We start from the raw sequence: 21,277 nt of genomic DNA, 5'->3' as shown, positions 1-21,277 counted from the left end.
TATGAAGCAAGTTGTTGTAGCGACGAAAAATCTTGGGAAAGTACGTGAGTTTGCCGAGTTATTTGAGAGATTTGACTTAGAAGTGAAATCTTTACACGATTTTCCTCATATTGAAGAAGTCGAAGAAACTGGTGAAACATTTGAAGAAAACGCAATTTTAAAAGCGGACAGTCTTAGTAGACAGTTGAATTCCATCGTAATTGCGGATGACTCTGGTCTTATTGTAGATGCCTTAAACGGGAAGCCAGGTGTATATTCAGCTCGTTTTGCTGGAGAGCCGAAAGATGATCAGGCGAATATAGATAAGGTGTTACAAGGGTTAACTGACGTCGATTTAGAAAAACGTACAGCTCGTTTTTACTGTGCGCTAGCAGTTGCTTTCCCTGAAGCTGATAAAGAGCCGGTTATTGTAAACGGAACATGCGAAGGGAAAATCTTAGAACAGCGCCGCGGGGAAAATGGTTTTGGGTACGATCCGATTTTTTATGTAGAAGGATATAAAAAAGCGATGGCGGAGCTAAGTTCAGATGAGAAAAATGCGATTAGTCACCGCGGGCGTGCTCTTCGTAAATTAGAAGAAAAAATCCCAGAATGGTTTTTAGAAGAATAAGGGAGAGAGATTGATGAAAGCTTTAATCGTAAGCGATAGTCATAGCTCTGTGAAGGAATTACAGCAGTTAAAAGAGAATTACGAAGGGAAAGTAGATGTCATGATTCATTGCGGTGATTCAGAGCTAACGCCTGCTCACGAAGAGCTGCAAGGTTTCCATGTTGTAAAAGGGAATTGTGATTATGCTAACTTTCAAGATGAAATTGTAACTGATGTAGATGGAATTCGTTTCTTAGTTGTACACGGTCATCGTCATAATGTGAAAATGACGTTACAAACGTTAGCGTATCATGCAGAAGAAGTAGAAGCGCAAGTAGCATGCTTTGGACATTCTCATGTATTAGGGGCAGAATTAATTGATGGGATTTTATTTATTAATCCAGGAAGTATTTTGCTCCCACGCTCTCGTGTGGAAAAAACTTTCGCTTTATTAGAAATGGATGAAAATCATATAAAAGTTCGTTTTGAAACATTAGACGGACAGCTGGTGGAACAAGCAATTTTTAAAAGAGGATAAGAAAAATTATCCTCTTTTAAAAAAGTGTTGACTTTATAAGTGGTTATGAATATAATAAGTATTGTCGATAGGGCAACGGCGCTAACGAAGAAAAATAAAATAACATATGCGGGTGTAGTTTAGTGGTAAAACAAGAGCCTTCCAAGCTCTGGTCGAGAGTTCGATTCTCTTCACCCGCTCCATGTCCCAGTAGCTCAGCAGGATAGAGCATACGCCTTCTAAGCGTACGGTCGGGAGTTCGAATCTCTCCTGGGACGCTAAAAAAACCTTTTGCGGTGACGTCAAAGTCCGCAATATATAAGCTTTCTAATTCGTAAGTTGAATCGTACAATGTGCGGTCGCTAACGAGTTAGGGGGCTTATTTTTTTATGTCAAAAAAACGTGATTCGTTAACGATTGGCGAAGACTTATCGAATATTTTTAACGATAGATTGAAAAGTGATCCACGGAAGAAAGAGACCGCAGAGGGTCGTTATACGTTTAATTTAACAATCGACAAAGCGCTCGAAATAGTTGTGCGTCAAATGAAGGCGACTGGCTTACGTGAGCGTACGATAAATGACTACTATTTACATGTTAATCACTTTACGAAGATAACAGATACGCAATACTTAGAAGAATTAAACGTTAATCATATTTACGAGTGGTTATCGTCTATGAACGTTAGTAATCAAACGAAATTAACTCGCTTGAAGTGTCTAAAGGCGTTTCTAGGGCGCTGTCACGATAACGGGTGGATTGATATTAACTTTTGGCGCAATGTGAAGATAAAGGTAGATACGCCTGTTAAAGAAGGTGCGACGGATAGAGAAATTAATATCTTGTTATCGGTACTCGATTTAACACGATTCTTAGATTTACGAGACGCTACCGCTATCTTACTTATGTATCAAACGGGAATACGTGTCGGCACATTGGCGCAATTAGAACATAAGCATGTCGATTTAGAAGCGAAAGTATTAAGTATTGACGGCGGTATTATTAAGAATCATGAATCCATATATTTACCGTTTGACGACGCTCTCGCACGATTGCTAGACGTTCTTATGAAACAAAACGAAATCATTCGCAGAGAGTATAAAGTAAAAAATGATTATCTCTTTATTACGAAGAGTGGTGGAAGTGTAGTAACTAGTCCGACGAATAACATCATAACAAAACGAATGACTAAACATGCGAAAGAATACGGACTTAAAAATATTAATCCGCACGCAATACGTAGAGGGTTTGCAAAGAATCTCTTAAAGAAAGGTGCAAACGTTGCGTTGATATCTAAAGCGCTAGGGCATAGCGATATATCCGTTACAACACGTTATCTACATTTAGATAAGAACGAAGTAGCGGAAAGCCTGCGAAATTTCTTGTAAATAAAAAAGAGCATCTTGGCGGATGCTCCTCGTAGGGTAGACTGTTGGCGCAGTCTGTGACCCAAAAAATTCAAAGTTAAAATCAAACACTAAATAACGGACAATCCGTGCATTCAACAACAATTAAATAACGGACAATCTTGTCTATTCAGTACCTTCATTTTATCGAAAAAATTCGAGGAATGCAAGGCTTCTTAAGTGCTGCCATTTTTAGCTGCTGAGTTACAGGATTTCCGAACGTGGAATCCTTAAAATCGGAATTGTGCCTGAAACCACGTAAAAAACTGATAAGCCGTAATTATGTGCTACTACTTTACAATGTGGGAACTTGTTGCGGTGTGGCTGGCGTGTGGTCGTGCGGAAAGTACATAGTATGCTTTTACAAGACACGCAACCTTCACTGGGTTCCTATTCATTCAGTGGAGGAAGGCGAGAACTTGCCTAGGGACGATTCTCTGAAAGGTTCGGGTGGTTATCGTTGTAGTTGCGGCTACAGGGAATACATTCAGTTTGTCATTGTGGGACGATATACAAGGGACAAGCCATTGTTAAAGGGTGTGTATGATGAAAGTCATTGAGTGAATAGGGTCTATACATACGGAATACTGACGAAGCAAGGCATGGCATTAACCGAAATAAGACGCTTATCTCTCTAGCTTTCTTAGTTATTTTTAACTTTGAAATCTAGGGGATAAATCTGCCAGCCAGCCATTTTCCTAACTTCGCTTCGGCATGATAAAAACCAAAAACCCTAAAGGGCAAGACCTTTTAAGAGATTAAAAGAAAATATCTACCACTAACGATGAAAGATGAAAACAATTGACTTTACGCTAAATATAGGAGGAATTAACAGTATGTTAAATGAGATTACTTGGAAAGAGACCCCAAAAGAAGATGAAAAGAAAATACAGAAGAGGTTAGAAAAAGGTAGCAAAGCAATGGAGAAGAGGAGAAAAATACGTGAAATGAAGGAGGAGAAAGTAAAAAGGAAATTAACGGAAGAGAAAAGAGAAGGGTTAACTAAAAGAGAGAAAATGGTTCAGAAGATAAATAAACAGAACGTAAAGAAGTTGAATAAGAAGAAAGAGAAAGAAAGTAAAGCAACTCCACAAGTTGGAATGAGTACAGAGAATGAGAAATGGAGACAAAAAAGGGTAAAAAGATATAACGATAGAGTTTGGAGGGGGTGGAGAGAAACCGATGAGGTAACGCATCCTGTTACGGGTTCGGGTGGAAAATCGGCAAGTAAAAAGAAATAAGGGAGATTACGGCTAGAGAGCTACATAGAAATCAACTATAAGAACACCAGCGAAGACATGAGCGCCGCCGCACTATAATTAACACGGCGTATATATAGCACAGGAGGCGGAAAGCATAATGAATACATATACTGACGAGTTTAAAAACGAAGTTACAAACGAACACAGCGAATCAAATGCGCTACTACTAGGTACTCATATATTTGATAAACTAGCGGAAATTACAGGATTTGATGCGGATATCTCACGTAGTCTAGTAGAAACACACGTATACGGCGACAGGTCTTTCCGTGTAGCGAAGGAAACAACGCAGCAACGTATTGTAATGGCGCTTAATATAGACGAGAGTGGTGTAAGTCTCGCTATGGGCAAGGTTAAAAAGGACACGAAATATTATGCAATGACTTTTGCAGAGTTTAGCGGATTATTACGCTTATTAAGTCGTAACATTTCCGAAGATCAGGCGAGAGAGTTGTTTGAAATGGCGGTAAGGATAGAAACGAAACAAAGACGGTGTAATTAGTAGTACGCACGTATTATTTAGAACGTTTATTCGTGTTGTGCGATAAATTATAGGTATATATACTTGTAGTAAGTTAATGCGGCACACCACTGGCAAATAGTCATGCCGATAATACATATCACCACAGGACGGCATTAGCCGTTATACAAGAAGGCGCTGCGGATTAACCATCCTAGCGCTTTTCACTTTATTAGGAGGGCTATCATGCTTCGAATTAAGATTAAGAAAGGGCGGAAACCGTCTATTATATTGCTTACGCTAGCTTTATTCGCATTGTGGCTGCTGAATGTATCGGATAACTTTTATGTACAATTATTTTCGGCACTATTCGCTTTATCTGCCATAGCCGCACAGCTTACGGAAATGGCGTTGCGCTGTAGAGATAAGGTAAGAGAGTATAACGATAATAATAGGTGATATCTACTGCGATAGGTGCAGCGATTGTAACAGAACGTCGTAGGAAACGCAGAAAGAATACACGATAAGTGAGACAAAGAAATACGTTTATTTTTGAAAGGGAGTACATAGCGGGGGATGCATGAAGATTTTATACGAAAAAAAGGAAATAAAATTAGGGGATAAACAGTAAAGAGGTTTAGTGATTTTATCGCTTTCCCTCTTTACAGATTAATTTGGTTCTATTTATGATGAGGTACGTACATTCATAAGAAGCGTACCGTTTTGATATTCTTTCATGTTCCCCCAAAATTCTTTCATGGCATTACTGTATTTTTCAAAAGATATTTTATCAACATCTAACACTCGTTCCAAATTTGTTGTGCGATATAAATCTATTAAACGAGTGCTATTTACTTTTTTAAAGTATTGAGGATATGCCTCATATAGGTTGGTAGCGGAGTGACCACTTCCATGCTTATAAGTATTGGAGAGTAGATTACATTCTCGAATCGTTTTCCAAATGTCAGTTTCTACTATAAGCTCTTCATCGCCAAAAGGATTAGTAAATGTTAATTTTAATGCGGTGAATAAGTCAGTTAATTTACCGAAATTATTGAAAAAGTTATCATATGCATTCTTATTTTTATTGTCAACATGGGTAAATTTAACTTGATTAATATATTCATTAAAATGATGAGTCATTGCTTCATACAACCATTTCCTTAGTTGTTGTTCGAAAACTTGATATAGATTGCTTAGAGACATTAATTCGAATTGATAATGCATTAGAAATTGTTCATCGAGCCGTTCATATACATATTCACAAATTGAGTCTGCATAATCACCGTAATCAAAGTAATCTGGGTCAATGTTATTAAAATCGATTAGTACATTTTCAGCTTCTTTCACCAATTCAGCTTCTACTTCATCTGTACGAGTCTTTAATCGTTCATATACTGCTTTAAATGTCTGGTCATGTGTGTCTCTCAATCCGTCATAAATCCGCATGTATTGATCTTTTGTAAAAGTGTTAAGATAGAATTCAAAGTTTAAGTTTCTTTTTTCAGTGACATAATCTTTAAGTTTGTTACTACGTTTTCCCAAATTCCCACAACCTTTTTCGATAATTATTAATCTGGTTCAACTACATTAAAGCATTTTATCGTGTTTTGTAATTCTCGAATTTTTAAGGTAAGCTTCAAACTCATTATAATAACTGTCTATTTCTTTAATTTTCCCGTCCTTAATTAATTGACTCATACGAGTATATGTAATGCTTAATGAGCGAACTGCATGTTCATTTTAAAAAGGAAGTTCAAAAACATAAGAGTTCACTACTCTTTGTATTTGTTTTTTTCTTTCACTAGTTAACTGACGTAGTTGATTATATAAAGCTATAGGCATAGCATACAATCTTACATTACCTTCACTAGTATACTCCTTTGCTTCAATAAGTCCTCGGTCACAAAAGTCATCAATAACCAAGTTATAGTCTTCCCATAAATTACATGTCAGGGATTTAGATTCTTCCCACCTTTTTATACGCTCTATAGTCTCTGTTTCCATCCATCGGCATCCGAGTTTCCTAGTTTCAGTATCAAGCATAAATCCTAACATTAGTATTTCTCTTGTAGTCAATTCGTTTGATGTTATTATCTCTTCTAAAGAAACGGGATTTGTTACTTGAGGTTCTAGTGATGGTTGTATTGCCGTTTCAATTACGGTTCCAGCCTTTACCTCATTACCAATTTTTTTATATTCTACTACTTTTCTGTACAAGTGATCCTTTATTCTGTCTATATCATAAGGAGAGTAAATCCCTTTTTGTCCATATTCTCGCTTATATTCATCCACTCTTCCAACTTCTACTAAATTAGTAGTTCTTGGAATATCTTTTTCAACAAAGTAAACCATAACTTCTTTTCCCTGCTCGATAAAAATATTAATTTCTTCAAGCGTACCAGATGAGTGGTTAAAAGTAGGAGTTCCCAGTTTTGTCCAGAAAACTCCCATAAGGATATCGCATTTATTCACCATTTGTTCATTTATGATTTGCTGCGGATCATGACCACGGTAGGTAGGTACAACATCTTCCTCCCAACGACTGGGTAGAAGAACGACATTCATTTGTTCAGCATATTGAATATTCCATTTAAAGATAGCGGTTTCAATTTCATTGCGCTCTTGTTCTACATCTGATGGTGAAGCAATTAATACACGTAATACATCTGCTTTAAAACTCATTTTATCGACCTCACTCTATAATTAATAAAATTTTCATAATATATTCCAATCTTACCACCTATACAGTAAATCAAAAAGAGAGTTTTTCCATCATGTGTTAATAGAGTATACTTTAATCGCCTGCACTCTCATAAACACTCGATATACCTTTCGTCTCTCCTTGTTCCTAGGCTACACTTACTTATCGATTTTCCATGCCTCATTCGAATAGTTAGCAGAACTGAACAAATAAGTGTACTCTCACCGTTATACACCACGTCACATATCGCCAGCCAACCGATCCCGACGCACGTCCACCCTCCGAAACTATCCCCTAAATTACTATATATCGTATACATTATCTTATTATGCAAACGATGTATAAACCGCATAGAATCGACGTTTACTAACTATGTATAAACGTTGATATGACGGTGCCATGACTGCGGTGCGTTCGCTTGTTAGGCGAAAGAGGGCGGTATAGGTCGGTACATAAAGAGGCATTAGGAGGATTGGCGAAATGAAGAAAGATAAGTAAGGTTTCTTCATTTAGTATACGAAATAGTAGATAACCCCGTTGGTGAGGCGTTAGCGGGATTGGGCGATGAAATTTCTGTTGGATAAATTATAGGTAAATTGCAGGTTGAAGAGGTGTATCGTCAAACTCTTTTGTCGAACTTTCTTGTTTCACGTGGAATAATTGGTAAAAATAGAAAAATGCTAAAACCCTTGATATATAAGGATTTTCTTAAAAAAACTTATATATATTACTGTTGTTTTGGGCGGCACCAAGTGTTTATTTTTATGCTACGCTTGAATTATTAAATCACGCATGCAACGTGATGTGTGAAAGGAGAGTGTAGCTATTTGGTAGACCTTGTGAAAGATGTTTTAGAAATGACAGAACACGTAGTGACGATTGTAGGCGGAATTTATACGATTATTACATTGAAGAAAAATAGATCTGGAAACTAAAAACTGCTTGTTACATGCGATATAAGATAAATGTACTTAACGAGGTAGCGTCGGCATTTTGTTGGCGCTAACCTCAATGTAAACTCGTGTAATTTTAACGATGAAACGGCGAATCCCTTGCGATTGTAGTGTTTACGATGATTTACGTGTAACTTTAATAGTTACAACTATTTACAAAATAAGCGGTATCACGGGGGGGGGAATCGTCAGATTGGCGGCTATACACCTGCTGCTCGTTCTGCTGGGGAGGGGTCTTGAAATCTCGGGGGGTCACGTATTCAATACAAAAAGACACCGCCAATTACTGCGCCGCCTCGTATTCTTTTACCTTCTTATAGAACGTTGCCTTCTTCATATTAACAGCCGCCATAAACTCGACTGCTTTTATCTTTCCGCCTTTCCAATCGCAGTATAAGTTATCCCAGTTTTCGGGAAGTGCCATAACAGGACGCCCGAGGTGTTTCCCCTTCGCTGCTGCTGCGTCGATACCTTCACGTTGACGCTCTTTTATCGTTCTTCTTTCTTGTTCTGCGATAGATGTATAAACCTCGATAATAATATTATTAATCATATCAATAACCCAGTCTTGACCCGCTGGTATGTCTGCCATAGTCGTAGGAAGGTCGATAATTTTAACACGAATCTTTTCTTTCTTGAAGTATTCGAGATATTCTTTTATCTGCGCCTTATTACGCCCTAGTCGGTCGATAGATTTAATATAGAGTGTATCACCTTCACGCATTGCTTTAAGCATATTCTGAAAGCCCTCACGTTCGAAGTCCTTACCGCTAGCCTTATCGCTGTATATGTATTTTGTATCCGTTACATGAGATTCTAGCGCCTTGTATTGTCTGTCTAAGTTCTGCTCCTTACTTGATACACGAATGTAACCGAAGCTGATTGCCATAATGAAAACCCCGTTTCCTTTTATCGTTAACCTAAATATATACCGTTCGTCTATAAAGGTCAATTCTTTTTAGGACGTACATAAAGGTTGATGTGCGTTAATTAATAGACTGATATAGGACGTATTTCACGATGTACATAAAGGTGTACCTTTTTAGACTAATACCCAGCGTCACATAATATTATGAATGGGGCGGCATATGTTCCCGCATTCTCACACCGATATACCCGACGCCATTACCTGCTATCAATAGGGCATATGCACTTTGACCATACGGCACTACCTAGACACACATACCACGCCATACCACACAGCCACATACAGCCGCTATATACTTATTAGTATTACTAATCTATTAACATCACACAGCCAAAGTGCTAGGCATGTCACAGCCTGCCATTGTACGCAGCTATAAGCCAGCAGGCTAACACCACAGCAGGCGCAGCCAATGCATAACATATCATGGTAAGTATCTGCATGAGTGTATTCGATTAGTTGTTGTTGTCCTTTTCTTTTTATGATCTTTTTATTTGTTGTCTTAAAAGATTAGCGAGAAGTTTATGAAGTTGTTCATTGTCTTTCTTCCTTGTTTGTTGTTGCGATTGAGTTCGTAAAGGATTCGAAGTGAAGTGAATTGAGTTTATTCGATTGAATCGCATTGAGTTCGTTAAGTGAATCGAATTGAATTGTTATTCGTTTTGTTTCTGCGAAGAAAAGCGAAGGAAGAAAAGAAACGTTCGTTTTAAAGCGTCTCTTGCTGCGAATCTGCGAAGTTAAAACGCAACGAAGGCACAAGAGCTACACCGCCCAATCGAAATTCGCCCGACCCTCCAAGCCACCCCCCGACAAGCCATACATCAACCCCCGACAAATTATATACACAAATTTTCAACTCGGGGCGTAACAGTCGCCCGCACTTTCCGCAACCCTTATCGAAACCCCTGCGCATTATAAACGGGACACCATGTCACGTTATTACGAAGCCAATCGACCCAACCCCGCCTATTTCTCGAAACCTTCACGTCTAGAAAAATTTATATGTGAATTTTTAAAAACGGGGCGTCTGACAGCCTTGAACAGTGTCTCTAAGTGCCTTCTGATGCGGATGTACTAGAAGTATATTAAAGCGCCATATTCGAAGTGTTAGACATCTTAAAATGTATGTACGGAGGTCTACCTGTTCGAATCTGACGCATAACGCAGATCTAGTGTACATTCTAACGCCCTTAGCAGGCTCATACAGCGATTCTAGCCGTTTTATAGTGCCTTATGCGTCTATACATACGTAGGAGGGCGTACAGGATGCAGAAGGCTTCGCTAGTTCCTTCTATTATATACCGCATTAGTTAGCGCAGTAGTTTGCCCGAATATGAGACGCCGTGAGCCTATGTTTTTAGAAATGCTTTAAATATCGTACCAATAAAAGCCGTCTAGTGCGCCTATCAGGGTGTAAGGGCATAAAGCAACCTAATCGAATAGGGAAGCGCCCTTATTATTTTGTAGAGGCGTTACGAAGTCCTTCACGCTAGTGACGAATTAATTTCTTAAATGTACGCCAATATTTCCGAGTGCTAGCGCCTATAAAAACGAGCGGGCAATGAGGGAGAAAAGTAATTTTAATAGAATCGCCCTTTCTTCAACGGTTAACGCACCTATACATACGAAGGCGTTAAAAATTAATTTAAAGAAATATCACCGAAGTATACCAGTTATCGTAAGTAGCCGCACCTATCTCTTTGTGAAGCAAAACACGACGCAGCAAGAAAGATCAGCGGCGGAATTACCTTTAAGACCTTCGCTCTTTGTTACTTTCTATTACTGCGTAGTTCTTTTATAAGTTATTACGCTATCTATTAATGCGTTACGTTAGTACGCTCTTACGAAGTAAGACAGATATATAACTATCGTTATATAAATCTAGTTTATAAATCTAGTTAATAAATCTAGTTACCATGAAATAGGCTGTCTATTTAGACATGAAGGCTATTGCCAAACCATACGAAGGCTATTGCCAAGCCATACGCAGTCTATTGCCTTACAAATAATTACACCAAAGGAGAGGTTAGGATGAGCAAGAAATTAATCGAAAAACTACTAAACGGAGAGCCGCTACACGAAACGGCTTATGATGATTACATAAGTACGGTAAAGGGACGGGCGGACTATGAGAAGCCAGCCAAAGCAATCACGAAGGAAAGAAACGGGATTCACGGGGCGCAACCAGTATTCGATAAGTCAGTGAAGCCCGAGGAAGGTGATAGAACGCTAGATTTTATCAAGATGCCGACAAATCTGCGTTACTACTCGTATATGTCCGATTATGGCATAACAGAAAGCGCAATGATGCTGTATCAGCTCATTATCGACTTTTTCAACGTGGAGGAAAAGAAGGCATACCCTTCACAATATCGCTTAGCAATGGAGACGGGTAAGAGCGTCCGCACTATCAATCACAATTTACAAGTGCTGCGAAGTGTCGGATTGCTTCAAGTAAGGCGCACAGGCATCGGAGCTAATAACGAATATCGACCGTTATTGCCACTAGCACCTCGGGAACTATTCGAGCGATACCCGAAGGCGTTAGAAAGGTACGTCAAACACGAAAAGGCAGTAAGCAATATAAGAAGACGTGACGAAAAGAGAAAGCAGGATAAAGCAGCCGACTGGGAGTGATGGCAATGGATTTTTTCGGATATATAACCATTCCGAAACATGAAACGCGATACCTAGACATGCCAGAAGAGAGAAAGCAGGAGTTAATGCGCAAGAAAAGGCGCAGACGACGGCGTAAAAAGGCAGATAGTGAAGACGAAGAAGAGGCGGAAAATAAAACGCCAAATCGCCAAAACTTGCATAGTCAGGCGGAGAAAAATAAAAAAGATCCTATAGAAATATCATTCAATGGCGGCGCAGATTTAGGGAACTGGGACTACGAAGCCAATATCTATAAAAATTAACTATAAAACTAACTAATCGGAGGAAATGAAAATGAGAATTAAAGCAAAAGATATCAAAATCGAGGAAAATTTCGGAGCGTTAACACCAAAAAAAGAGGTAAAACCAGCGGTAACAGTAGCAAAACACGAGACGGAATTATTAACAGACCCGTCAAACGTGGCGCAGCGTGATAAGTACGTTGAAAGAATCGAAGTATTAAGCAAAGTCGGCGGTCTATTACTGCTAGAAGGTATGGAAATGGCGACTACAAAGCAAGTAGCGACGTTTTATAACGTTGAGCATCATGTAATTCGTGATGTTATTAAGGTTCATGGCGATGAATTAAAACAAGATGGAATGTACCTAGCAAAGTACGGTGAAATCAAAGACGAAGTAAACAAGGATTATTCTACTTTACTAGAATCGGGTGTCTCTTATCGAGGAACATACCTTTTCCCACGTCGTTCGATTTTAAGAATCGGCATGCTTTTACGTGATAGTGATGTAGCTAAAGAAGTGCGAACTCAATTACTCAATATCGAAGAGAAAACCGAAGTACCTACGAAGGTAATCGAAGTAAACAAAGAATTAGGATTACAAGCCGAACTAGGTAAAGCGTTTATGAGTGGAGATATTACAGCACTAGCACAAGCTACGGCGAGATTAAGCGAATATAAAAACCGCCTTATTACGGAGATAGAGGGAGAAAGAGACGAATATAAAGCGGAATTAGATGTAATTAACGGCACAGATCTCATTTCTCTTAAAAACGTAGGACTAGAATATTTAGGCGGCATTTCATCGGCTAGAATCCGCAAGTTTTTACAGTGTAACGGCGTATTAGGCAACGTGAAAGCAGACGGACACTACACGGCAAACGTAAAATACGCTAAATACTTCAAACTATCTACGACAGTTAAGAACGATAGATTATGCAAAACGTTAAAGGCAACTCGTGAGGGGGCAAGTTTCATCGCAGACCTATACACGAAGCATAATAGCGAAAAATCTGCGTAAAAATGAATAAATTTATTCATCGGACTATACACGTTTTACCTAGTCAGAAATACATATAGGTAGAGGGAATAGGGTACGCACCTGTTCTCAATCTAGTTAGGTAAGTACGTAAATTCGTATACGCTTCGATTTAGGTATTACGGAAGCTGCTCGTATTTATTAAGCCGCTACTACATTCTATCCAATCGCATTAGAGTGGGCGCTATTCACATGGCGCCTAGTTCTCTCTTTTAACTAGCGATGTATAAAACTATACGAAATAAAAACGAAAGGAGATGAAAAATATGCGTATCAGACATGAAAATTATGCAATTATCGAAGGCGATGAAAATGTTATGCAACGTGCAACCATTAAAGGCACATGTATCGGTACAGAATCGATGCCTGCTGGTGTCAATCTATACGATTTCTACGATAAAGCACAAAAGACCAAAACGACGAGCGATGCGAACGTATATGTATTGTACCGTCAGATGTACTTAAATAAATTCGGCACGAAAGAAAAAGGAGTAACTAAATGACCAGTGACACTCTGCGCTATATCAGAAAGACTATAGGTTACACAATGAAAGAATTCGCACAACTAGTAGGTGTTTCCATGGTTACAGTTTACCGTTGGGAGTCTGGAATAAATGAACCACCTAAAAGTAAGCAAAAGCGTATTCAGTCACAGCTTAACCTTACAGAGGAGGACATAGAAGAGATTAATTGCCTACTGTCAGAACGTCGTCATAGCAAGTTATGCGCGAAGATACGGGCGCAGCTTTGTCAGCGGGAGGTATCAGATAGCTAGCGGTTTCTCCAAGCCGTCAACGGAGTATTACTAACAAGGGCAGTTTTTTCTTTCATTCGTGGCGCAGGTGTATATGTAACGTTATTTAATAGCATTGCAATGTCCTTACTTGTGCCACATCTTCGTATAAGAAACTAACAATCTTTTATTTACCTTTAGAGTATGAACAATTCATATTTTCAATATGAAAGCTATAAACAACTAAGAAAGGATGATACAAATGCGTCCACAAGATATTAAAGCAGTTAGACAACTAACGGGACTTAGCCAAACTCAGTTCGGTAGGCTACTAGACGTTTCACTTCTCACTGTAAATAAGTGGGAAAAAGGGCATGTACAGCCGAAGAAAGAGAACATAAAGAAACTAGAAAGATTAGTAGGGAAAGATAACCTTCGCGTAATTCAGTCGAAGTTACTATATGATTTACCGTTATTGGAAGCGTCGGAAAAAATACGAAAGAGAGCCGAAGCGAAGAAAGGGGAATTAGGGAAATGATGCAAGTGCAGAAGAAGGAAGTTAAGCGCCCATTATGCGTTGCCGACATCGTAGTGTATCGCGGTTACTCGTTTTTAGTGGCGTTCGTATATGACAAGGGCGTGACCGTGGGTGAAGTTATTGCACCGCTATATGACATAGTTAAAAGCGGCATGACTATCGCAGAAAAGCTAATCGAGATTGCCGAAGTTAGCTGTAAAAATCAGCACCCGCTCGCATTCGATTTATATACGTGCAGCGACACTATTTATAAAGAGACGCTTTCCAGCCCGTATGTGCTAACTCAAATGAAAGCAAAATTAGAGTGTAGTGAGTGTCACCGTATTATGGAAAATCCAGTGGTAATCGAAACCCTCGACGATATCTATATTAAGGAATATCTGAAAGAGGTAAAAGACGCGAAGGAACGAGATAAGAAAGAAAGATCAGCGCGAGGAAAGTTAAAGCAATTCTTTAAAACAATGCGCGATAAGATGGCGGAATTTATACGCCGACTGGGCTTATCAGTCAAATAATAAAGCAAGTTATCGACGGCGTTGCCGTTTATATAAACCACTAAACTAACTCAAAGGGGAAATGTAAAATGACAAATACTAAAACAACTACTATGAAAGAAAAAATTATGAAAGCCGTAGATATCCAAAATGGATTAACTAGCTATCTCGCTAAAGAATACTTACCTAAGGTACGTGAAGACCGAGCGAAGATTGTGCGCAATCTTAATCTAACTAAAATCGGTAAAGAAGGCGAGCGTGACAAGTTAGGAAGAAAGCAAGAAGTACTATTTCTTAATCATGTATCGGGGCAAAAGCGTGAATTTACGAAGTTACTCGAAGAGGTGCGAAGCATGGCACATCTTGAATTAACGCGAGAACCCGAAAAAGTGGACGCATTAAAACAGAAACTATTCGATTCTAGATTAGATTTGTTACGCGGAAAGATTGCATTCGCAACTAATCCCGACGCGGCTCTAAAACATCTAAACGAATTAGTATCACTAGCGGACGAGCCTGCACTAGCTCGACAAATTAATGAAATGGTTATGCAGCTATCGCAAGGTGTATTAAGTCAAGTCGCAGGAAGCGCAGAAGCATCGAAAAAAGTTCGCCACACATTAGGAAGCATTCACGCCGATCTTACCAAACGTTCCGAAGTGGGCGAAGATATGCACGAAGTTCGCGAGTTACTAGAATCGGCGGAACAAAGATTACAGCATGAGTTCGTTCGTACTGGCGTGCTAGGAAATGCGCTAATGGAAATCTCAAAAGATACGCTAGAGTATGCGAATGATATCGAGAGATACGAGCAAGTACATACGAAGCGCATCGAAGAAGTAGCGCAGGCTGTACAATTCGAGCGATAGGGGGCAAGCGAATATGAAAAAAGATCAGAAAACACATGACGACTTATGTGACATATTTATCGCGACGCAAGGAACAGGAAGAAAAGGCTAGATAACTGGGCGAGGTCTTAGCGGACTTTGCCCGCCATTTTCATATATTCATAAACATAAGCGGAGAGAGGACGAAGGAGAATGACAACGACAACAACGAAGACAACTACTAAAACTAAAGCGCCAAATGTACATAAACAATTACCCGAGATTATTGCAAAGGCTCGTGAAGAGTTCGGGGAGAACGGGTATTTAATCACGTATGACCACAATGCGCAAGAATGGAAGTCGCATAAAAAGGTTGTGAGAGGTGACGGCGGTATGACTGCTTATGAAGCTCGAAACGGCTACGAAGAAGATAGCGTACTTTTTGGCGGAGCGTAATAGCTTCGCTTTTTTACTCATTTATTTATGAAGAGAGAGGGAGGACTAAAATGCCGAAGGAAAGAACGAACGTAAAAATGAAGCAATGCTCATACTGTAGAAAGATGAAATCAACTGCGGACGGTTTCCACAAAAAGACGAAATCACCCGACGGGCTACAGACACGCTGTAAAACCTGTAACGTAAAGGCACGCACAACTGGCGTCGGCCCATTCACATTCAAAGAAAATAACGTTTCTAGTGCGATTGGGCAGCCGTTATCGGAACTTATCCCCGACAGTGTGCTACAATTAAACGAAGCGGAAAGCGAGGATCTCCAATTGACTGGACGTGTGATTAGTTGGACAGTTTAAGAAGGTTGTATAAAAAGGGAGATGGCGCAAAGATGGCGAGAGCAAACGAGAATGATATAACGGAGAAATTGGCAGAAGGTCACCGAAAATATGGTGACGGCAACTTTACAATACAGAACATCGGCGATGAAACTAATTCGAATTGGACTGTCGTAAAAAATGTGAGAAAGGGATCGGCAGGCATTCGCGAAGAGGAAGATATATTAAGACTGCAATCAAAATATATAAAATAGTGCGGAAAGGTACGCCGAGATTCGCATTTTAAGACGATTATTTTTTATTCCGTGGATAAGGATTCATCTAAATGCGTCAGAATTTTCGATAGGGAATCGATAGAACAAAAAGGCATTCAACATTGACGTAGAACTACTATATAGCGTATAATATTAATTAACAAAAACGGTCAGTTGACCGCCCAAATGAACGTTCAGCAAACGATGAAAGAATCGTTTATATATCGTAGGTAATTGACGGGTCGGGAGTTCGAATCTCTCCTGGGACGCTAACAAAACCTTGTTATCTTTTGATAACAAGGTTTTTTGTTTGTTTTAAATTAGTTATTAATAAACTTCTCAAAGACAAAACCATAATCTTTCACGTTATATTGTTTCTTCGTATCAACAAGCCAGTTAAAGGCGATATCGTTCATTTCTTTAAACTGTTCTGCTAAATTTACTTGTGCATTTGAAATACGGCTGAAAGCGTTAGATGCCATATCTAAACTTTTATGTGCATACTGCAATGTAATGTCGTTGTCGTATGAAATTTCTTCGATTTTAAGAAGAGCCTTATATAAATCTTTTAATTCTTCAATATGTTTTTTATGAACATCAATTGAGTAATGCTCATCTCCCATTTGAAATTTAATTTCTACATCTAAATCAATTGTGCCTGCAGTTTCAAGTGCTACGTTTTTAATTTGATATTTACTATAGCTATATCGGCGTAGTGTACGCTTTTTGCTTGTCGCGCTTGTACCATCTAGATGAATTAATCCTTTGTTTGTAAAGCAATATTCATCCGATTTTGATTTAATAAGAAAGTAAATTTTCTCCCCATCTTCATGCATTACGTAATCATCTGCATCGACCTTATCATAATCTTTTGGTGTAATGACAGAACCTACATCGCTTAATCCTAAAACATCAGCAGCCATTTTTTTGAACATATATAATCCCCCTTATAAATTAAATTCTTAATTGTACAAAAATATAATATCATGATTTTAATAAATTGTTTTCTTGTAATCCGAAAATATTTGAAGGTAAGTTAAAAAAAGTAACGAATATTATTTTGAAAATATGTAAAAAGGTGTTGAGTAAAAGTGCACCATCATACAAAAACAAAAGGAGATTTAGCGGTTTTAAAGGCTCAAGTTGACTTGTATGAAAAAGGATATATGATTTTAACACCACAAACAGAACATTCTCCATTTGATCTTGTAGTGCACAAAGATGGATTGTTTAAGAGGGTGCAAGTTAAATATAGAGAATTGAATCCATGGGGGATAATTGAAGTAAGATTTCGCTCTAGTTATTCTACGGCAAATGGAGTCGCCACAAAAGAAGTGAATAAAGAAGAAATAGATGTGTATTGCATATATTGTCCTCAAACTGATTTATGTTATTATTTCGATCCTAAATTATTTAATAAATCCATTAGTTTAAGAGTGGATTCTCCGAAAAATCAGCAAGAGAAAAAAGTTAATTTTGCAAATGATTATAGAGAAATTCCGTGAATTCGCTTCTAGTTACATGAGGTGTTTTTTTATTTGTTTTGAAATCTTACAATTCTGTAAGGTAAGTGTAAGGAAGTTCGATGGTAACAAATTACTAATCCTATATAATGAAGATAACAACGATACATGAGGAGGAAGAGATGATGAAGGGATTAATCGTAACGGGTTTAACAGTAGCTTTTGGGTTTGTGGCGTATGAAAAGTTAACATATGTAATTGATGTTGTAAAACATTTAGTAGCGTAGAAAAAACTGCCATGAGAGGGAAAGGGAATGAGTGAATGAATGGAATGGTTATTTGGAATTATAGGTACTTGTAGTGTAGTTTTATTGTTCTTTGTCCCGAGTGGTATACTTAGTTCGACAACAAGTTTGTTCTTTTTAAGTTTGTTTGCTTGTACGATGCTTATTATTATGTTTTTAATGAAGCGAAGTAAACCGATCTTCTATTTTAGCATGATTGTTATGGCAATTATTTTTCTCCAAATTATTACCCTTGTTATATACCCCACAATTATAAAAGCTTTCCATTAATGATGAATCCTCTGCTTCTGTTGCTGAGGGTTTTTGTTTGTGAAAAATGAATTTCATTTAAAAGTTTGTTGCTTTTTTGTTACGAAAATAGAATATTCCTATATTTCAAATAAATAATTTTGGAATGTTGTGTTCTCATTACGCATTTGATATATTTACTTTGAAGATCATTAAAATCTAGAAAAAGAGGCGGACGTATGGATAAAAAAGAAAATACGGTCGTATTGTTTCCGCAACTATCAGAACGCTATATTGATAAAGGTTTTTTAGCGTTGAAAGAGCGGGAATTCGAAGATGCATTGCGCTGCTTTGAAATATTACGTCAGTATAATGCAGAAACGGAACAAACAGAATTAGCTTCAGTTATTTGTTTGCTAGAATTAAAACGTATGGAAGAAGCGAAAGAAAAATGTGAGCAGTTGCTTGAAACAGGAGCTGTATTATTTGGTGATATTCTTGAAACGTATGTAACTATTTTAGTTCAAACAAATGATTATGAAGGTGTCATCGAAACTGTTGAGGAAGTTTTGCAAACGAAAGATATAATTCCTGAGCAAAAGGAAAAATTGGCGCAGCTTGCTTTGTTTGCGCAAGGGATGCTGAATGAAGAAGATATACCGCTAGTGGATTCGAATTTTGAATTAGAAGAATTTACCAAGGGGCTTTTTGGAGAAAACTTTGGTCAAAAGCTAAGAGTGATCCAGAAACTTTCGTTAAAAGACCTGGATCTCGCACTTCCTACTTTAAAGAAATTTTTAATAGACGAAGATCAGCACCCTTATTTAAAAACTTCTATTTTGTATAAAATGGTAGAAAATCAAATAGAAGAAGAGATAGAAGTAGAGAAGTTTGGGAATACGATAAAGGTGATTCCAGCATTTACGGGTCATAATGAGGAGCAATCCGATAAAATTATACATAAATTCTCAAACCGATTAGAGCAAAATTATCCGGATATATTTGATGCGATGGTTACATACTGGAGAGAATTACAAATTAGCATTTTCCCATTCCCTCTACTAATGGATAAAGTAGAAATTTGGGCTGCCGTCTTAGAGAGAATTGGAAGAAAGCGTTTCGGATTGGCTATTGATGAAGAAGAACTTATGACAGCATACAATATTGAGTTTGAGGAATTCCATATTGCCTATCAATGGTTACTGCGCATTGAAAGAGAAGGGTATTTGCCCGTATAATTATGAAAAAGAATCGTTCAGTTATTGAAACGAGCACATTCTATGTTATAATGTAAGGGTTGCAAAAGGCAGAAATCTGCCTGTTTGTAAGAGAAGAGGAGTATAATTCTCTTACTTAATATGTTTCATATTAGTCTCGAACAAAATATACCGTAGTTGTCTTTTAGACAATTAGTAGATTGGAACATTGTATCTGAAAGCTTTTTGCTAGAGGGTTATTTGTACATTTGTTATTTCAAAAAAGAGATAATAAAAATCTTAATCTATAGAGGTATGTGCATACATTATTATAGTTGGAGGGAAAGAATAAATGTCTACAAAATGGGAAAAATTAGAAGGTAACGTTGGCGTTTTAACAATCGAAGTTGATGCTAAAGAAGTAAATAACTCTATCGACGCTGCATTCAAAAAAGTAGTAAAAACAATTAATGTACCAGGTTTCCGTAAAGGGAAAATGCCTCGTCCATTATTCGAACAACGCTTTGGTATTGAATCTTTATACCAAGATGCTTTAGATATCATCTTACCAAAAGCATACGGTGAAGCAATCGATGAAGCTGGTATCTTCCCAGTTGCTCATCCTGAGATTGACATCGAGAAATTCGAAAAAGGCCAAAACTTAATTTTCACTGCAAAAGTTACTGTAAAACCTGAAGTTAAATTAGGTGATTACAAAGGTTTAGCAGTAGAAAAAGTTGAAACAACTGTAACTGACGAGGATGTAGAGAACGAAGTAAAAGCTTTACAAGAGCGTCAAGCTGAACTAGTTGTTAAAGAAGAAGGAACTGTTGCAGATGGTGATACAGCTGTAATCGACTTCGAAGGTTTCGTTGATGGCGAAGCATTTGAAGGCGGAAAAGGCGAAAACTATTCTCTTGCAATCGGTTCTGGTACTTTCATCCCAGGTTTCGAAGAGCAAGTAATTGGTCTTAAATCTGGTGATTCTAAAGAAGTTGAAGTATCATTCCCAGAAGAGTACCATGCTGCTGAATTAGCTGGTAAACCAGCAACATTCAAAGTAACAATTCACGAAATCAAAACAAAAGAACTTCCTGAGTTAAACGACGAGTTCGCTAAAGATGCTGACGAAGAAGTTGCAACTCTTGATGAATTAAAAACAAAACTTCGTACAAACTTAGAAGAAGGCAAAAAGCACGAAGCTGAGCACAAAGTACGTGACGAAGTAGTAGAATTAGCTGCTGCTAACGCTGAAATCGACATTCCAGAAGCTATGATCGACACTGAGTTAGATCGTATGGTTCGTGAATTCGAGCAACGTTTAAGCCAACAAGGTATGAACCTTGAGCTTTACTACCAATTCACAGGTACTGACGCTGACAAATTAAAAGAGCAAATGAAAGAGGATGCACAAAAACGTGTAAGAATCAATCTTGTTCTTGAAGCTATCATTGAAGCTGAAAACATCGAAGTTACTGAAGAAGAAGTAACTGCAGAAGTTGAAAAAATGGCTGAAATGTACGGTATGCCAGTAGACGCTATCAAGCAAGCTCTTGGAAGCGTAGACGCTTTATCTGAAGATCTTAAAGTGCGTAAAGCTGTAGACTTCTTAGTAGACAACGCTGCATAATAAAATAACAAGGCGCGATTTTAATCGTGCCTTGTTTTATAAATATAGAAATATATTTATAAAACTTTT

Annotated in this window: 24 protein-coding genes and 2 tRNA genes; 22 read left to right on the top strand and 4 right to left on the bottom strand. The window is 38.1% G+C overall.

Annotation, left to right across the window (positions count from 1 at the left end; genetic code table 11):
- Window position 1 precedes the first annotated feature (1 nt).
- The 8 genes from MHB76_RS21300 to MHB76_RS21265 all read left to right on the top strand — a co-directional run bounded on the left by MHB76_RS21300 (window position 2) and on the right by MHB76_RS21265 (window position 4,693).
- On the top strand, window positions 2-610 hold the full coding sequence (locus MHB76_RS21300; protein WP_078172748.1) for an XTP/dITP diphosphatase: 609 nt from the start codon (window positions 2-4) through the stop codon (window positions 608-610).
- A gap of 13 nt (window positions 611-623) precedes the next feature.
- Complete coding sequence (locus MHB76_RS21295; protein WP_078172749.1) at window positions 624-1,127, top strand: metallophosphoesterase; 504 nt, start codon at window positions 624-626, stop codon at window positions 1,125-1,127.
- 108 nt (window positions 1,128-1,235) lie between these two features.
- Window positions 1,236-1,309, top strand: a tRNA-Gly gene (locus MHB76_RS21290).
- Between the two features lies 1 nt (window position 1,310).
- A tRNA-Arg gene (locus MHB76_RS21285) sits at window positions 1,311-1,384 on the top strand.
- Between the two features lie 111 nt (window positions 1,385-1,495).
- Window positions 1,496-2,494: a tyrosine-type recombinase/integrase gene (locus MHB76_RS21280; RefSeq protein ID WP_340987613.1), complete on the top strand. Its 999-nt coding sequence runs from the start codon at window positions 1,496-1,498 to the stop codon at window positions 2,492-2,494.
- An 854-nt stretch (window positions 2,495-3,348) separates the two neighbouring features.
- The gene (locus tag MHB76_RS21275; RefSeq protein ID WP_340987611.1) at window positions 3,349-3,753 is read left to right on the top strand and encodes a hypothetical protein; all 405 of its coding nucleotides are present in this window, start codon (window positions 3,349-3,351) and stop codon (window positions 3,751-3,753) included.
- 118 nt (window positions 3,754-3,871) lie between these two features.
- Window positions 3,872-4,276: a hypothetical protein gene (locus tag MHB76_RS21270; protein WP_340987609.1), complete on the top strand. Its 405-nt coding sequence runs from the start codon at window positions 3,872-3,874 to the stop codon at window positions 4,274-4,276.
- Between the two features lie 204 nt (window positions 4,277-4,480).
- Window positions 4,481-4,693: a hypothetical protein gene (locus MHB76_RS21265; protein ID WP_340987607.1), complete on the top strand. Its 213-nt coding sequence runs from the start codon at window positions 4,481-4,483 to the stop codon at window positions 4,691-4,693.
- Window positions 4,694-4,918: 225 nt separating this feature from the next.
- Here MHB76_RS21265 and MHB76_RS21260 read toward each other — a convergent pair whose 3' ends face one another.
- From MHB76_RS21260 to MHB76_RS21250, 3 genes are all read right to left on the bottom strand, one after another.
- Window positions 4,919-5,779: a hypothetical protein gene (locus tag MHB76_RS21260; RefSeq protein ID WP_340987605.1), complete on the bottom strand. Its 861-nt coding sequence runs from the start codon at window positions 5,777-5,779 to the stop codon at window positions 4,919-4,921.
- 198 nt (window positions 5,780-5,977) lie between these two features.
- Entirely contained in the window at window positions 5,978-6,919 is a 942-nt protein-coding gene (locus tag MHB76_RS21255; protein ID WP_340987603.1) for a hypothetical protein, read from the bottom strand.
- A 1,255-nt stretch (window positions 6,920-8,174) separates the two neighbouring features.
- Window positions 8,175-8,780: a recombinase family protein gene (locus tag MHB76_RS21250; protein WP_098251581.1), complete on the bottom strand. Its 606-nt coding sequence runs from the start codon at window positions 8,778-8,780 to the stop codon at window positions 8,175-8,177.
- 2,067 nt (window positions 8,781-10,847) lie between these two features.
- On the opposite strand from MHB76_RS21250, the gene MHB76_RS21245 reads away from it, so the two are divergent.
- From MHB76_RS21245 to MHB76_RS21200, 10 genes are all read left to right on the top strand, one after another.
- Entirely contained in the window at window positions 10,848-11,453 is a 606-nt protein-coding gene (locus tag MHB76_RS21245; RefSeq protein ID WP_340987601.1) for a helix-turn-helix domain-containing protein, read from the top strand.
- Between the two features lie 5 nt (window positions 11,454-11,458).
- Window positions 11,459-11,737 carry a hypothetical protein gene (locus tag MHB76_RS21240; RefSeq protein WP_340987599.1) on the top strand — a complete coding sequence of 93 codons (279 nt, stop codon included), beginning with the start codon at window positions 11,459-11,461 and terminating at the stop codon, window positions 11,735-11,737.
- A 31-nt stretch (window positions 11,738-11,768) separates the two neighbouring features.
- Window positions 11,769-12,734: a hypothetical protein gene (locus tag MHB76_RS21235; protein ID WP_340987597.1), complete on the top strand. Its 966-nt coding sequence runs from the start codon at window positions 11,769-11,771 to the stop codon at window positions 12,732-12,734.
- Window positions 12,735-13,018: 284 nt separating this feature from the next.
- The gene (locus tag MHB76_RS21230; protein ID WP_340987595.1) at window positions 13,019-13,255 is read left to right on the top strand and encodes a hypothetical protein; all 237 of its coding nucleotides are present in this window, start codon (window positions 13,019-13,021) and stop codon (window positions 13,253-13,255) included.
- Window positions 13,252-13,527, top strand: coding sequence for a helix-turn-helix domain-containing protein (locus MHB76_RS21225; RefSeq protein ID WP_340987593.1), 276 nt, complete (start codon window positions 13,252-13,254; stop codon window positions 13,525-13,527). Before MHB76_RS21230 ends, MHB76_RS21225 begins: the two co-directional genes overlap by 4 nt.
- Window positions 13,528-13,747: 220 nt before the next feature.
- A complete protein-coding gene (locus tag MHB76_RS21220) occupies window positions 13,748-14,023 on the top strand; it encodes a helix-turn-helix domain-containing protein (RefSeq protein ID WP_340987591.1) in 276 nt (91 codons plus the stop codon).
- Entirely contained in the window at window positions 14,020-14,538 is a 519-nt protein-coding gene (locus MHB76_RS21215; RefSeq protein ID WP_340987589.1) for a hypothetical protein, read from the top strand. Before MHB76_RS21220 ends, MHB76_RS21215 begins: the two co-directional genes overlap by 4 nt.
- Window positions 14,539-14,606: 68 nt before the next feature.
- Window positions 14,607-15,386: a hypothetical protein gene (locus MHB76_RS21210; RefSeq protein WP_340987588.1), complete on the top strand. Its 780-nt coding sequence runs from the start codon at window positions 14,607-14,609 to the stop codon at window positions 15,384-15,386.
- Between the two features lie 171 nt (window positions 15,387-15,557).
- Complete coding sequence (locus tag MHB76_RS21205; RefSeq protein ID WP_002184904.1) at window positions 15,558-15,800, top strand: hypothetical protein; 243 nt, start codon at window positions 15,558-15,560, stop codon at window positions 15,798-15,800.
- A gap of 385 nt (window positions 15,801-16,185) precedes the next feature.
- The gene (locus MHB76_RS21200; protein ID WP_002184906.1) at window positions 16,186-16,386 is read left to right on the top strand and encodes a hypothetical protein; all 201 of its coding nucleotides are present in this window, start codon (window positions 16,186-16,188) and stop codon (window positions 16,384-16,386) included.
- 320 nt (window positions 16,387-16,706) lie between these two features.
- Here MHB76_RS21200 and MHB76_RS21195 read toward each other — a convergent pair whose 3' ends face one another.
- The gene (locus MHB76_RS21195) at window positions 16,707-17,321 is read right to left on the bottom strand and encodes a PH domain-containing protein (RefSeq protein ID WP_078172750.1); all 615 of its coding nucleotides are present in this window, start codon (window positions 17,319-17,321) and stop codon (window positions 16,707-16,709) included.
- 156 nt (window positions 17,322-17,477) lie between these two features.
- On the opposite strand from MHB76_RS21195, the gene MHB76_RS21190 reads away from it, so the two are divergent.
- The 4 genes from MHB76_RS21190 to tig all read left to right on the top strand — a co-directional run bounded on the left by MHB76_RS21190 (window position 17,478) and on the right by tig (window position 21,208).
- Entirely contained in the window at window positions 17,478-17,891 is a 414-nt protein-coding gene (locus MHB76_RS21190) for a group I intron-associated PD-(D/E)XK endonuclease (protein WP_078172751.1), read from the top strand.
- Between the two features lie 284 nt (window positions 17,892-18,175).
- Entirely contained in the window at window positions 18,176-18,424 is a 249-nt protein-coding gene (locus MHB76_RS21185; protein WP_002112074.1) for a hypothetical protein, read from the top strand.
- A 197-nt stretch (window positions 18,425-18,621) separates the two neighbouring features.
- Window positions 18,622-19,620 carry a hypothetical protein gene (locus tag MHB76_RS21180; RefSeq protein ID WP_078172752.1) on the top strand — a complete coding sequence of 333 codons (999 nt, stop codon included), beginning with the start codon at window positions 18,622-18,624 and terminating at the stop codon, window positions 19,618-19,620.
- Window positions 19,621-19,930: 310 nt separating this feature from the next.
- Window positions 19,931-21,208, top strand: coding sequence for a trigger factor (gene tig / locus MHB76_RS21175; RefSeq protein WP_002112071.1), 1,278 nt, complete (start codon window positions 19,931-19,933; stop codon window positions 21,206-21,208).
- Window positions 21,209-21,277 lie beyond the last annotated feature (69 nt).

Source organism: Bacillus sp. FSL M7-1345 (assembly GCF_038006985.1).
GTDB lineage: Bacteria > Bacillota > Bacilli > Bacillales > Bacillaceae_G > Bacillus_A > Bacillus_A cereus_U.
This window is presented reverse-complemented; position numbering and strand designations above follow the sequence as displayed.

Bases quoted from the DNA above. Each gene is read 5' to 3' on its own strand.
- MHB76_RS21280 (WP_340987613.1), top strand. From the start codon at position 1,496: ATGTCAAAAAAACGTGATTCGTTAACGATTGGCGAAGACTTATCGAAT.
- MHB76_RS21300 (WP_078172748.1), top strand. From the start codon at position 2: ATGAAGCAAGTTGTTGTAGCGACGAAAAATCTTGGGAAAGTACGTGAG.
- MHB76_RS21210 (WP_340987588.1), top strand. From the start codon at position 14,607: ATGACAAATACTAAAACAACTACTATGAAAGAAAAAATTATGAAAGCC.
- MHB76_RS21195 (WP_078172750.1), bottom strand. From the start codon at position 17,321: ATGTTCAAAAAAATGGCTGCTGATGTTTTAGGATTAAGCGATGTAGGT.
- MHB76_RS21200 (WP_002184906.1), top strand. From the start codon at position 16,186: ATGGCGAGAGCAAACGAGAATGATATAACGGAGAAATTGGCAGAAGGT.
- MHB76_RS21205 (WP_002184904.1), top strand. From the start codon at position 15,558: ATGACAACGACAACAACGAAGACAACTACTAAAACTAAAGCGCCAAAT.
- MHB76_RS21185 (WP_002112074.1), top strand. From the start codon at position 18,176: ATGGAATGGTTATTTGGAATTATAGGTACTTGTAGTGTAGTTTTATTG.
- MHB76_RS21235 (WP_340987597.1), top strand. From the start codon at position 11,769: ATGAGAATTAAAGCAAAAGATATCAAAATCGAGGAAAATTTCGGAGCG.
- MHB76_RS21245 (WP_340987601.1), top strand. From the start codon at position 10,848: ATGAGCAAGAAATTAATCGAAAAACTACTAAACGGAGAGCCGCTACAC.
- MHB76_RS21230 (WP_340987595.1), top strand. From the start codon at position 13,019: ATGCGTATCAGACATGAAAATTATGCAATTATCGAAGGCGATGAAAAT.
- MHB76_RS21180 (WP_078172752.1), top strand. From the start codon at position 18,622: ATGGATAAAAAAGAAAATACGGTCGTATTGTTTCCGCAACTATCAGAA.
- MHB76_RS21215 (WP_340987589.1), top strand. From the start codon at position 14,020: ATGATGCAAGTGCAGAAGAAGGAAGTTAAGCGCCCATTATGCGTTGCC.
- MHB76_RS21255 (WP_340987603.1), bottom strand. From the start codon at position 6,919: ATGAGTTTTAAAGCAGATGTATTACGTGTATTAATTGCTTCACCATCA.
- MHB76_RS21250 (WP_098251581.1), bottom strand. From the start codon at position 8,780: ATGGCAATCAGCTTCGGTTACATTCGTGTATCAAGTAAGGAGCAGAAC.
- MHB76_RS21265 (WP_340987607.1), top strand. From the start codon at position 4,481: ATGCTTCGAATTAAGATTAAGAAAGGGCGGAAACCGTCTATTATATTG.
- MHB76_RS21225 (WP_340987593.1), top strand. From the start codon at position 13,252: ATGACCAGTGACACTCTGCGCTATATCAGAAAGACTATAGGTTACACA.
- MHB76_RS21295 (WP_078172749.1), top strand. From the start codon at position 624: ATGAAAGCTTTAATCGTAAGCGATAGTCATAGCTCTGTGAAGGAATTA.
- MHB76_RS21220 (WP_340987591.1), top strand. From the start codon at position 13,748: ATGCGTCCACAAGATATTAAAGCAGTTAGACAACTAACGGGACTTAGC.
- MHB76_RS21240 (WP_340987599.1), top strand. From the start codon at position 11,459: ATGGATTTTTTCGGATATATAACCATTCCGAAACATGAAACGCGATAC.
- MHB76_RS21275 (WP_340987611.1), top strand. From the start codon at position 3,349: ATGTTAAATGAGATTACTTGGAAAGAGACCCCAAAAGAAGATGAAAAG.
- MHB76_RS21270 (WP_340987609.1), top strand. From the start codon at position 3,872: ATGAATACATATACTGACGAGTTTAAAAACGAAGTTACAAACGAACAC.
- tig (WP_002112071.1), top strand. From the start codon at position 19,931: ATGTCTACAAAATGGGAAAAATTAGAAGGTAACGTTGGCGTTTTAACA.